Source organism: Pedobacter nutrimenti (genome assembly GCF_032678445.1).
In the GTDB taxonomy this organism is placed as follows: Bacteria; Bacteroidota; Bacteroidia; order Sphingobacteriales; family Sphingobacteriaceae; genus Pedobacter; species Pedobacter nutrimenti_A.
In genome coordinates this window covers 87099-100024 of sequence record NZ_JAVTSQ010000018.1, presented here as the reverse complement: position 1 = coordinate 100024, position 12926 = coordinate 87099, and the positions used below count along the sequence as shown (strand labels likewise).

8 protein-coding genes are annotated in these 12926 nt (G+C 41.6%); 5 read left to right on the top strand and 3 right to left on the bottom strand.

Annotated features, from left to right (window positions below):
* Positions 1–208 precede the first annotated feature (208 nt).
* The 5 genes from R2S08_RS26215 to R2S08_RS26195 all read left to right on the top strand — a co-directional run bounded on the left by R2S08_RS26215 (position 209) and on the right by R2S08_RS26195 (position 8316).
* Positions 209–1534, top strand: a complete 1326-nt coding sequence (locus tag R2S08_RS26215; RefSeq protein ID WP_316837897.1) for a glycoside hydrolase family 2 TIM barrel-domain containing protein — start codon at positions 209–211, stop codon at positions 1532–1534.
* Entirely contained in the window at positions 1531–4410 is a 2880-nt protein-coding gene (locus R2S08_RS26210; RefSeq protein WP_316837896.1) for a glycosyltransferase family 2 protein, read from the top strand. Before R2S08_RS26215 ends, R2S08_RS26210 begins: the two co-directional genes overlap by 4 nt.
* Positions 4411–4421: 11 nt before the next feature.
* Complete coding sequence (locus R2S08_RS26205; RefSeq protein ID WP_316837895.1) at positions 4422–6110, top strand: hypothetical protein; 1689 nt, start codon at positions 4422–4424, stop codon at positions 6108–6110.
* A gap of 56 nt (positions 6111–6166) precedes the next feature.
* Positions 6167–7024 (top strand): hypothetical protein, encoded by an 858-nt coding sequence (locus R2S08_RS26200; RefSeq protein ID WP_316837894.1) that lies wholly within the window; start codon positions 6167–6169, stop codon positions 7022–7024.
* Positions 7025–7095: 71 nt separating this feature from the next.
* The gene (locus R2S08_RS26195; protein ID WP_316837893.1) at positions 7096–8316 is read left to right on the top strand and encodes an ABC transporter permease; all 1221 of its coding nucleotides are present in this window, start codon (positions 7096–7098) and stop codon (positions 8314–8316) included.
* Between the two features lie 2 nt (positions 8317–8318).
* Here the strand turns inward: R2S08_RS26195 and R2S08_RS26190 are convergent, their stop codons facing one another.
* From R2S08_RS26190 to R2S08_RS26180, 3 genes are all read right to left on the bottom strand, one after another.
* On the bottom strand, positions 8319–9836 hold the full coding sequence (locus R2S08_RS26190; RefSeq protein WP_316837892.1) for a glycosyltransferase family 39 protein: 1518 nt from the start codon (positions 9834–9836) through the stop codon (positions 8319–8321).
* Between the two features lie 108 nt (positions 9837–9944).
* Positions 9945–12353 (bottom strand): alpha/beta hydrolase family protein, encoded by a 2409-nt coding sequence (locus R2S08_RS26185; RefSeq protein WP_316837891.1) that lies wholly within the window; start codon positions 12351–12353, stop codon positions 9945–9947.
* Positions 12354–12443: 90 nt separating this feature from the next.
* Positions 12444–12890 (bottom strand): DUF2059 domain-containing protein, encoded by a 447-nt coding sequence (locus R2S08_RS26180; RefSeq protein WP_316837890.1) that lies wholly within the window; start codon positions 12888–12890, stop codon positions 12444–12446.
* Between the last annotated feature and the right edge of the window lie 36 nt (positions 12891–12926).

Sequence of the window (12926 nt, the reverse complement as noted above, 5' to 3'; positions counted from 1 at the left end):
TTTGTAAGCGGTATGCTTATGATGGTTTCATTTGAACAACTTAAAGGTAGCTATAAACTTCTTGTTCTTCAAATCAGAGCTGGCGGCCATTTTAGTTAATTTCCTTGCAGGAAAAGGAAAATATTAATATTTATACATAGTTTTAAACGAAAATAATCAGGTATTCTGGGTGAATTACTAGACTATTTTGAAATGATCCCCATAGATAATGAATAAAAATTTTCTTAATTCAATCTTATTCCTTGCTGTACTCGGCTTTCTGTTTATGAGTTGCAATCAAAAGAAGAAAGCGGCATTTGACGAAAAGTCCAGTGTCTATATTAAGAAAGATAGCGAAAAATACACCGTTTATAGAAATGGAGAGCCCTTTGTTATTAAAGGTGCCTCAGGATTTACAAATTTTAAGGCTTTAAAAGAAGCTGGAGGTAATACGATAAGAGTATGGGATACACTGCATCTGAAGGATATCCTGGATTCTGCAAGTCATTACCAGATTGCGGTTGTGGTAGGTTTGCCCATGCTTTCCAGTGAATATGTTGATGGTTTTTACAATGATGATTTAAAGACAAAGAGGTTTGAAAAAGACATATTGACTATTGTTAATAAATTTAAAAACCATCCATCAGTTTTGTTTTGGTGCCTGGGCAATGAGCTGGTGTTTCCAAACAGGCCTAAGTACAATAAGTTTTATGAAACCTTTAATAAGATCGTATCGTTGATCCATGTAAATGATCCCAATCACCCGGTGACGACCACCTTACTTTCAGTTCAGAAAAAAAATATATTTAACATTACTTTCCGAACCGAAATTGACTTCTTATCGTTCAATATATTTGGGGCCTTAAAAACATTCAGTACAGACATAAAAAGTATTGACTGGTTTTGGAAAGGCCCGTTCCTGATTACAGAATGGGGTATTGAAGGCCCCTGGACTACAGATTTTCAAAATGCCTGGGGGGCTTATATCGAAAGCACCAGTACTAAAAAGGCTGAACAATATCTCGAACTTTATCAAAAATATATGCCATACAAAGATCCCCGGTACCTGGGGTCCATGGTGTTTTACTGGGGGCAAAAACAAGAACTTACCCCTACATGGTTTAGCCTGTTTGATGAAAATGGAATAAAGACGGAAGCTGTAAATGTGATGCAATATATCTGGACCGGCAAAAAAGCAACAGCAACAGGGCCATTGTTAAATTATATGTTGCTCAATGGCAAAGGCGCCAAAGACAATATCTTTTTAAAGCCTGGTGCCGTAGCCAATGGAGAGGTTCTCTTTACCCAGTCAAATCAGGAAGAATTAAGCTACAGATGGGAGCTGATGAAAGAAGACTGGCATAAACCGAATGGTATATTTAGTGAAAAGAAACCAGAAAAACTGGAAGGCTTAATATTGGAGAATAAAGGGGCTGGGGTGAAATTCAAAATACCAGATCAGGAAGGACCATACCGCTTATTCGTCTACATCTATAACCATAGCGGCTATTTGGCAACGGCAAATACACCATTTTACGCGATCAGTAATCCATGAAGCATAGTCAAAGTACAGTAAAACCGCCTACTCGAAAACAATTGTTTACCCTTCGGTTAATGATCGTGATTGGGTTGATATGCATGTTTTTTTTTATGAACACCCTGTTCAGGGACAATGTAGTTGGATACAAACCTTTATACTGGTTGCTGATCTCTACCTTTGTATATACCTTTTTTAAAATTGTTTATGAATGGTATCACTACTGGTCAATAAGTATTCCTGAAACCCCAGCCACTACGCGGACCTATACCGTTGATATTTTAACCACTTTTTGTGCGGGTGAGCCCTATGAGATGATCATAGAAACCCTTCGGGCCATGCAGGCGATAACTTATCCTCATCAAAGTTATTTGTGTGACGAGGCTGATGATCCCTATTTAAAGTCGATGTGCAAGGAACTGGGGGTACATCATATGACCCGAAAGGAAAAGATCAATGCAAAGGCGGGAAATATCAACCATGCACTGAGGCAAACTACGGGCGAATTGTGTGTCATACTTGATCCAGATCATATTCCTGTACCGGGTTTTCTTGATCCTATCGTTTCTCATTTTGATCGTCCGGAAATAGGTTACGTACAGATCGTTCAGGCTTACTATAATCAGGATATAGGCTGGATTGCCAAAGGGGCAGCTCAACAGACCTACCAGTTTTATGGCCCGATGATGATGTGCATGAACAGCTATGGAACAGTACAGGCTATCGGAGCAAACTGTACTTTCAGACGTGCTGCACTGGATTCTATTGGAGGACATGCAGCAGGCCTTGCTGAAGATATGCATACCGCAATGCAGCTGCATGCACGTGGCTGGAAATCAATATATGTACCCCAGGTCTTAACAAAAGGTTTAGTTCCGGCTACTTTATCAGCCTATTACAAACAACAGTTAAAATGGTCGCGGGGAGTCTTTGAACTTTTGATTACATCGTACATTTCCTTATTTACCAAATTTAGCTGGCGACAAAAGCTACATTACGGGCTGCTGCCATTTTTTTACCTGTCTGGCTTCATATTTCTAATCAATTTCCTGATCCCGGTCATTAGCCTGCTTACCGGAACATTTCCATTGAAGATGGATTTTTCAGAGTTTCTAATCATCGGAACGCCATTTATTGCTGCAGTTGTTGTAATCAGGCATTTTGTGCAGCAATGGGTAATGGAAGATGATGAAAGAGGCTTTCATGTGGTGGGAGGCTTGTTGCTGATTGGAACATGGTGGGTTTTTATCTTAGGTGTGGTTTATACATTTATCAGAAAAAACGTTCCCTATATTGCCACTCCAAAGGAAGTTATAGATGAGAAAAATTTAAAATATAACCTTCCAAATATTTCTGTATTGCTTATTTCCGTAGCTGCGATCGCCTATGGATTGTACAGTGACTGGAATCCATTTTCGCTTTTTATGGCCGGAATTTCCGGCTTAAATTGCCTGTTTATGATTTTTATACTCATTGCAAGTTCTGAGTTGAAAATGGATGTATATGTAAAACAGCAGGCCGGTATGTACGCCGTTGCTAAAAATATAAAGCTGATCAAAAAGCAATTTTGGCTGTTGAGACGAAAGGTATACACCGGGGTCAGAAGACTGAGTTTGTTATTGATCATTTTAGTCGTTTGTGTAAGTGTGTATGTTGCAAAACATACAGGTAATGATGAAGCTTCCAGTGTTTCATTTAGATCCTACAGCAGTCGTGCGGTTGGGAGCGACAATAAACCAGGGAAACCAGAAAATCATCCACAGGTTTTGAGTCTCTCTTATTTTAATGCTGTCAGGGGGGTGATTTATTCCAAAGGAAGTTACTGGTATAAAAATATATACCCCTTAACAAAAAAGATCATTACTCAGGACTTTAAGGAAATAAGGCAGGCGGGGTTCAACTCTATAAAAATATATGGGCCGAACATCTATGATCACTCTATTCTTGACCAGGCAGCACAGAATGGTCTTGAAGTTTATTATAGCTTTTGGATTCCGGATCCCTCTCATTTTATCAATAATGAAGACCATCTGACACAATTATCGGAACAGATACTGAAAACCGTAAATAATTATAAATCAATACCTTCTATAAAATCATGGAATTTGGGTAATATAACCTTTCAGCAACTCGGGCAATACTATCAAAAAAAACAGGTAAACCAAGCCCGGTCCAGCTACCTGAAATGGCTTAAAGATTTAGTACACGAGATCAAACTGGCCGATCAGAGCAGAACGGTGACCATCGACATATTGGCTTCGGCAGATTTAACAGAAACGATGAATTTGATCCACCGGGAAATACCGGAACTCAATGCTTTCGGATTGGTGATTAAAAATAAAGGCGCATTGAAAAATATTTCTGCCAGTTTGAAGATGCCATATTTTATCAGTAGTGCCGATCCAAAAGTATTTGGAGATGCAAGCTTCCCTCCGGCCAGTATTTTTTATGCGAACTGGCAAGACCAGCAATCCGCATCTACCGTTACTTTCGATGGGTTAAAGGATATTTGGGGAGGTAATAAATCTTCACTTTCCAGAATCAGCGCAGGCTGGAACGGCAAAATTTCTCCTTATAAACTGCCACCTGTTAAAATTTTAAGGCCGGCTTTAACTACAACTACAGGAGCTTTGCTTTCTTATCGTGCGCTGGTTTATCTTAATGATCAATGGAATCTGGCAGGCCCCGGAACAGCAGACCTTCAATTTGAATGGTACCTTGTAAAAACAGATGCCTGGGGAGATGCAGTTGCAGTTAATGCTATAGGCAACGGCCCTGCGGTTCAGGTTACGATTCCTCCCAGACAAGAAAGGTACAGGATATACCTCGTGGCCAGAAAAGGGGAGAATTCCGCAGATGATTATACGACACTAAATACTCCATTGAACAACTAATTTTTGAATACATGCGAAGAAATGTCCGTAAATATTTGTTTTCTGGTCTCGGAGTCCTGTTCATCATAACACTCTGTGTATTTGGAAGATCATTTCTTAAATCAATATTCATCAATGAGTACTATCAGTCGGATGATTCTGTAGTTGCCATTTTTGATAGATCTTCTAAGTCTGAGACATTTCATCCGGGAGCTGTACAGCATTATAAGGCTATTTTACGGAGCACAGCATTGTTTTCCTCCAGCGGATCAGTTGAAGCTGCAATGGCAGATCACGATGTGCTGATCACGGTGGAGACCTGGCCAAACAGACTTTCTTATCATAAAAATGTTTTAAGTGAAATCGTACATGGCAGGTTTGACTTCGGTATCAAACAATTGGCAAAACTAGCTTCCAAAGGTAAACATCAGGTTTATATTCGCTGGGCTCCGGATATGGAAGTACCTGTACAGGAATATCCCTGGCAATTTCAATCTTCTGATGCCTACAACAGGGCATTTGTTTATTTCGCTCAAAAGATAAAGCAGTATGCGCCAAAGGTAAAAATAGTCTGGGGACCTTCGGGCTATCCGGGCGATACGGAATACTGGCCAGGTAGCCAGGCCGTTGATTTAGCCAGTATTACCCTGGGGAGCAATTCTGAGTACAGCCTTAATGTATATCCAAAAGATCAGACTATACCTGAAATGCTAAAGCATAAGTTGCATCGGTTAAGGTTCATCAATAAACCTGTTTTGGTGATCAGATCTTCCCATGTAAGTCACTCAGATTTTAAAGCCAGCTGGCTTACCGACCAGCAAGCTTATATGGACAAATACAAAGATCTTATATATGCGACAAGCAATTATGTGGATACCGGAAAAGTAAAGCCCTTAAGGAAACATTTGGATATTGGCGCTTTTGATCCAAATAAGAAGTTGATAGAACAAAAATTTATAACGGTCGAACACCTTTTTACCGATTGGGGAGAACTAAAACGCGGAGATTTTGAACGGAAATTCCGGGAGGTTATAGACCGGAACCACGATCCGATAGTTACCATGGAACCTTGGCATGATATCGATGGAAAAGCAGAAAATAATGCATTGGAAGCCATCTTGTCGGGCAAGCATGATGCGGAGATCAGAAAATTGTTTCATATTGTTTCTTCTGTTCAACGTACAGTGTATCTAAGGTGGATGCACGAGATGGAAATTCCCATACATAGGTACCCATGGCAAAGCCAGGACCCGGTAACCTATATCCAGACTTTCCGCTATTTTATGCAATTTGAAGGCGGACCAGGTCGTAATGTGAAAAAAATATGGGGACCCGCGGGCGATAGAGGCTCCATCGATTTCTGGCCGGGCGACGATGTTGTAGATGATATCAGTATCGCCATTTATGGTTTGCCGGATAAGAATATTACAGATCCCGAACAACAAGAATCATTTCGTGCTATTTTTGAACGAAAGTACCATAGAATGAGGTTTGCAGACAAGCCCCTGTTCATTACAGAATTTGGTGTCAAAGGCCCGGAAAAATTTCAGGACAAATGGTTAAGCGACGCAGCAAAAACCATCAATGCTTATCCACAGATTTTTGGAGTTTGTTATTTCAATTTGTATGATAATCCTAAGGCATGGGGTCATATCAAAGCCCCGGACTGGAGTATAACTACTGCTTCCATGCGCAGGTTTTATAGTTCATTGGAACAATAGGAGAAGGAAGACAGGACATCACCTTTAATTTCTTTATTTCTTGCTAAATTAGATCTATGGTGAAAAAATATTGTCGGTTTATATTCCTTGTCATGCTGATGCTTTACTGCTACACCGCGAACTGCCAAACAGTAGATTATATAACGGTAGGTAAAATGATGGATACGGTCAAAGTACCCTACATAATCGACCTGAAAGCTGGCCAGAAACGATTGGTCTTCATTGGATGCGATCATAGTCGGGATACGACGTCTGGTTTTTTTAAGGTGATCGGTCGCTATTTTAACGATCTTAAGCCAGAGATTGCCTTCAATGAAGGTGGTCAGATGGCCGACAGTATTCATTTTGTTTCTGCCGCCGATGGCTTTCAAAGGAAAGCAGAAACGGGTGTATTGAAGTATTGGAGCGATAGAGCAGGCATTCAAATGATGAATGGAGACATGCCAGATAGCCAGGAATTTGCGATCACCCTTAAACGCTATCCTGCGGACAAGCTTTTCTTATATTACATGATGGAACGTTTGGTGATTCCTTATCTGTCAGGAGCCTATGGTAAAGTACCCTTTGAGGGATTATATTTGAAAGTGGTAAAAAAATGGTTTGTACAGGAAGGATTTCCATTAAACGACAAGCAGCAATCTTTTGCCTATTTCAAACAGTTATATCGTAAATACACGGATCACGACTTTGAACTTAAACTGACGCAGGACATCGAAAAATTTGATTACATAAACGGTGGTGAATGTTCTTTTTGCGAAATTGGACGTAGCTCAAAAATGGTCAGGGATAGCCTGCTGCTGAACAAGATAGATCTTGCCTTAAAACAGCATGATCGTGTAATGGTTACTTTTGGGCTAGGCCATGCCCTGGCAATTGAGCCAGCGCTAAAGCAACTTATATCCAAATATAAATAACCAGATCAGCTATAATTGGTTTAATATTTGCATTTTTACACTCCCTCTGAAGACCTATTTATTGCAAAACATTGAATATAGAATATTTCATAGCCAAAAAGATCTCTGTAAAAGCAGAGCGTACCTTTTCCAAACTGATTGTACGCATTGCAATTTCGGGCATTATGCTCAGTTTGTCGGTTATGATGCTGTCTGTAGCCATTATAAAAGGCTTTAAAACCGAGATCCAGGATAAAGTAAGAGGTTATGTTGGAGACATCCGGATCTTTAAACTGGACCTGAACAATTCGTTTGAGCTTTCCCCTTTTGCCCCCAGTGCAGAGACACTGAAAGCGCTTAAAAATAATCCGCAGATAGAATATTTCCAGCCTTATTCTACCAAACCAGCCATTATATCGGCAAATGACGAAGTAGAAGGCATTAATTTCAAAGGCGTAGATTCCAGCTATCGCTGGGATTATATCAAAACCCACCTGGTGAGCGGCCGGGTCATGTCTTTTAAAGACAGTGCGCAGTCTAACAAGGAAATTATGATTTCCAGTTATACCGCAAGCCGTTTGAAGCTCAAAACCGGCGATTCCTTCATTATGCATTTTGTGCAGGATCCGCCAAGGAAACGTAAATTGACGATCGTTGGGATCTATGATATTGGCGTAGAGGAGATTGATAAGAGTTTTGTGATTGGGAACCTCAACGTCATCCGGCGACTCAACAACTGGAAAGCGAATGAAGTTGGTGGTATAGAAGTCCGGGTCAAAGATTTCTCTAAAATTGATCAGATTGCAGATGGTATTTATGATCACCTGGATGCCCGTTTAAAGTCAGAATCAGTGAGAGACTATTACCCCAATATTTTCTCCTGGCTGTCCATGCTCGACGTGAACACCAGGGTAATGCTCATTTTAATGATGATTGTGGGCGTGATCAATATGATCACTGCATTGCTGATCATGATCCTGGAAAGGACCAATATGATCGGCGTACTTAAAGCCTTTGGTATGAGTGATTTCAGCATTATGAAGATCTTCCTGTACAATGCCGCCTACCTGGTGGGTATTGGATTGCTGCTTGGAAACCTCCTTGGGCTTGGACTGGCCTATTTTCAAAATCACACCCATATTTTCACCCTTGATCAAAGCTCTTACTACCTGAAATATGTTCCGGTAGAGATTCATGCAGCAGACGTGATTTTACTCAATGTGGCTACCCTGGTGATCTGCCTCATCGTTCTGATCCTGCCTTCTTTGCTGGTCAGCAAAATTTCTCCGCTAAAAGCGATCAGGTTTAAATAGGCTTAGTTTAACGAAGCTATTCTTTTTCTGAGCAAGAGATTAATATCCGTTTTGGGTTCTTCCAGCAAAAGGATATAGGTTCCTTTTTCTCTGGCATAAGGGTTTTCAATGCTGCCCATAACCGTGATCTTATGGAACAAAACTTTCTCGTCGGGATTACCCTGATTTGGCAGAGAATTTTCCTTGATGCTGATCACTGTATCGTAATTCTTATCCAGATCAAACCAGTTTTTGTAATCGGCATTAAAAGACACTGCATCTATGTTCTTGTACCTGGAATAAAAATTAATTGCACCTGCCTCGCCATAATTGTCACAGATCACCAGTATATGTTTTTTATCTGCGACACCTCCATATACCCGGTCTACTTTTTCGGCCAGTTCTCTCCAGCCGAGCATATCCGCATAATCCTGAGGTAAAGGATGATCTTTTCCATCTTCCCATCTGGATACTCCAAATTTTTTATCTGTAGCCTGCTTTTTAATAATTTCTTCAGGACTATAGAGCGGCAAAGTACGTTTTGCAAAAGAAGGGAACACCACTAACGGAAGCACTATTGCTACCGGCCTTAGCCGCCGGGTCCAGCCTTTGCTGCACAACTGTTCCAGATAAACCGTTCCAAAACCCAGCAATACAGGAATCAGGCCAATGGCATAATAAGACTTGGCTTGAAAATAGGAAAAAATCAGCAGGGTGAAAATATAAGAGAACAATACAAAACGATGAGGGCGGAAAGGGGGGTAGATGATCAAGGCAATCAAACCCGCGATCATTACAAAGTCTGCTCCGGCAAAGAATAGCAACTGGTCCTTAAACAAATCCATCCGGTTCATATTAACCAATTGTGTAGCCCTCAGTTCTGCCATGTGTTTGATCACAGGAAGATGGTGTTGAAACTGCCAGATCAGATTGGGCGAAATGAGCAGCAGAGCTAAGGCTAGGAAGAGGTAAAAATCTTTCTTTAAAAACCATTTTCGCTGTTCTCCAAGCAGCAATGCGGGGAATAAGCCGAACACCAGGAACAGGATATTGTATTTGTTCAAAAAGCCGATTGCAAACGCAACAGCAGCGGCAAAAAGCCAGTTGCGGTGTTGGGTATTGGTGTACTTAATCAATGTATAATACAACAGCGTCCAGCACAGGTAATCCAATGAATTGGGCTGGTAGAGCGAATTGATCCTGAACAATATAGAAAAGGTTGTTGCAATGGCCCCTAATATCAGTGCAAACCAGTTTCCCTTCAGCTCTTCTATAATCTTCCAGACCACCCATGTGGTGAGGGCACCATATAAAGCCGGGAAAAACTTCAACCAGAAAAGGGTATGGCCAGACGATAACATCAACCAGGATGTCCAGGAGGTTAGCGGAGGAACAGAGGTATAGCCCCAGGCCAGGTGTTTTCCAAGATCAAGATGCAGAAATTCATCCCTTTGCAGGTCGTAAACCGGGTGAATGACGAAGTATTGAATGATGAATTTTAGCAGAATGAACGACCAGAGGACAATAGATTTCTTTGACATAGAAACAGCTTAAATGGAACACATCTGTTAGACAGCGTTGTACATGTAATATTACATATAACGAGATGAAATTGCATAAAAAAAGCGGCCCATCAGCCGCTTTCTTTTTTATTTAGCATTCTTTACATAGGTATCCAGCCAGCTGTTCATTTCCCAGAGCATGTGAAGCAGGTTTTCCTTGCCTCTGTAGCTGTGGGCTTCATAAGGAAGAGAAACATATCTTGTTGTACCACCAAATCCTTTAATGGCATTGAACAAGCGCTCACTGTTGATCGGGAAAGTACCCTGGTTGTCGTCAGAATCTCCATGAATCAGCAATAAGGGCGTTTTGATCTTATTCGCATAGCTGAAAGGACTCATCTGGTAATACAATTCCGGAGCATCCCAGTACGTGCGGTCTTCGTTCTGGAAGCCAAAAGGCGTTAAGGTCCTGTTGTAGGCACCACTTCTGGCAATACCCGCCTTAAACAAATTGGTATGGGCCAGTAAATTAGCCGTCATAAAGGCGCCGTAACTGTGGCCGCCAACTGCAATGCGGTTACGGTCAGCCACACCCATATCTGCCAGTTTATTGATGGCCGCTTCGGCATTCATTTTCAATTGGTCTACAAAAGTATCGTTTGGTTTTTTACCCTCGGCAGCAACAATTGGCATCTCTGCATTGTCCAGAACAGCATAACCCTGGGTTACCCAATAAATAGGCGAAGCCCAGCTGATGGTTGTAAACCTGTCTTTAGAGCCACGGATTTGCGCTGCATCTGCTGCAGAGTTGAATTCTCTCGGGTAAGCCCAGATCAGCAAAGGAAGCGGGCCGTCTTTAGTCTTGTCATAGCCTTTAGGTAAATATAAATTACCAGTCAGGTCTATGCCATCCGCACGCTTATAGGCCACTTTCTCCTTAATGACCCCATTCAGTTCAGGATAAGGATTGCTGAAATCGGTAATCTGGCGCTCGGCAACGCGAAGCACCAGGTTTTTGATAAAGTAATTAGGTACCTCTTTCTGAGATTCTCGTCTGGTCAGTAAAACCAATTTTACCGGATCAATCACATCTTCTACGTATTCAAAAGTACCTTCAGCACTTCTCCACAAGATTTCGTTCTTTTTGCTTGCCAGGTCAAACTTGGCCAGAAAAGGTAAATCTCCTTTTGGTGAAGAACCTGTTTGGTTGTTCATCAGTATTTTAGTGCCATTGTCTACCGTTTGGATTACATATTTCCCATATTTGTTCCTGGTCAATACCGGATCTCCAGGATCATTATAAGCATCGGTTTGATTTCCTTCGTATAAGGTTTCCAGCTGACCGCTTGTAGAATTGAAACGGCTTGTCCGGAAAGTTTGTTTACTGCGCAATCCTTCCTGTACCAGGGCTAAAGTCGCATCGCCCCAGGTGGTACCCCGATAACGGGTCTGGGTTTTGAAGAGTTCTTTGGCCTTTGCAGTAAACGGTGCATTCAGCGCATAAACTGCATCATGAAAAGGTACCTGTTTTTTGATCAAACCACTGTCCAAAGGCTCGGCCCATACAATTGTAGCCGCCTCATCCCCACGCCATTCAAAGCCTCTTGGCTTATTCTGCAAATTGTCGTACCCGGATGGTGTACCCTCAGAAGAAGGAAGCTGCGCCAGTTCTTTAACTACTTTTCCGTTTAGATCTGTAATTTCTACCACAGAAGGGAAACCACCAGCAGAAACCAGGTATGAAAATGGTTTTCTGATCTTGCGTTGTAATAAGTATGTTTTGTCAGGAGAACTGCCTACACTTAAATAGATGGAAGGTTTTCCAATTGGAGACTCCTGACCATTGCTGTTTTTCACCAGCTGGGAGGTCGCATAGAACTCGAAAAGCTGTTCATCATAAGGTGTTTTGATCAAATCCTGGATAGTGGCGCTTGGAGACACTTTGCCTAGGTTCTGTTGCACTGCAGGGCCTTTTGGCATTAAAGATTTAGGAGGTGCTTCAGTTGCAGGTCTTACAATCGTTCTGTATAAAAGGGTATTGTTGTCCAGCCAGCTGATGCCGCTTCCCAGAATAACATTCAGGTGTTGTTTGTTCACCTTTGCTACTTTAGCCGTAGCGATGTCAATGACATACAGATCTACACCAGTTGCTGTTGTATTGGTAAAAGAAATCTTGGTTTCAGCAGGGTTCCAGTTTACGTAACCGGCAAACAATGGAGCCGGAAGGCCAGTTAGAGCCAGCGTTTTACCGGTTTTGATATTTTTAAGGGTAAACCCATTGATAAAAGTTTGTCTGCTGAGCGCGAAATTTCCAGGGTTGATGCGTAGCCCTGCAATCCGCAATTCAGGCATGGCCAGTTCTTCTACAGAAGGATACGAGTTGCGGTTGCTCAGCAACATCCATTCTGCTTTGCCGTCCAGCTTAACGGAAGGCGTTGACTTAGCCAGGAGCAGATCTGCAATAGCTTTTGGAGGCGTTTGATAATTTACTGCATCCTGGGCGAAAACACCACAGGATGCAGTAAGGAAAAAAAGGTTGAGTAAGAGTTTCTTCATGCCTTACGAATTAATAAGTCGGTTAATTCGTAAAAATAGCGAATGAGGCAGGGAATCTGGCCTATTCCGTATCAAATTCTTGATACAATCCTAATAGCCCTTGTCTTTCAGCTTATCCGCCACCTGCTGACCAATCTTTTGACCCCATTGCTGTCCAATTTGCATAGATTCCTGCATAATCAGGGGCGATTTTTCTGCAAATTTCTTTCCTATCGGGGTATTGTAAAAGCTGGTCAGGTCATTAATATCCTGGATGGTCAGGTGTTTTTGGTAAACCGGTACCAGCATGTCGGTCAGTTCGATCACTGAAATTTTTGACATTTCGGTTTGTAAACTTTCCCAGACTTCTGCAGGGACCTCGTTTTTTTGCTGTTTCATCATGGTCATCATTTGTGAAATAGCTGCCTTATAAATGGTTTCAGCACCGGAGGCTTGCATCATCTTTCCCAGAGCGGTTTTGTAAGCCGCATTGTCCTGGCTAAAGGAAGAGCTGGCTGCAAGCAGTAAAAAGGAGAAAATTAATAGCGTTTTTTTCATAAAATCTTTTGAATGTTTTTTTAAAATTAGACGGCT

Bases quoted from the DNA above. Each gene is read 5' to 3' on its own strand.
- R2S08_RS26215 (WP_316837897.1), top strand. From the start codon at position 209: ATGAATAAAAATTTTCTTAATTCAATCTTATTCCTTGCTGTACTCGGC.
- R2S08_RS26210 (WP_316837896.1), top strand. From the start codon at position 1,531: ATGAAGCATAGTCAAAGTACAGTAAAACCGCCTACTCGAAAACAATTG.
- R2S08_RS26205 (WP_316837895.1), top strand. From the start codon at position 4,422: ATGCGAAGAAATGTCCGTAAATATTTGTTTTCTGGTCTCGGAGTCCTG.
- R2S08_RS26200 (WP_316837894.1), top strand. From the start codon at position 6,167: ATGGTGAAAAAATATTGTCGGTTTATATTCCTTGTCATGCTGATGCTT.
- R2S08_RS26190 (WP_316837892.1), bottom strand. From the start codon at position 9,836: ATGTCAAAGAAATCTATTGTCCTCTGGTCGTTCATTCTGCTAAAATTC.
- R2S08_RS26185 (WP_316837891.1), bottom strand. From the start codon at position 12,353: ATGAAGAAACTCTTACTCAACCTTTTTTTCCTTACTGCATCCTGTGGT.
- R2S08_RS26180 (WP_316837890.1), bottom strand. From the start codon at position 12,890: ATGAAAAAAACGCTATTAATTTTCTCCTTTTTACTGCTTGCAGCCAGC.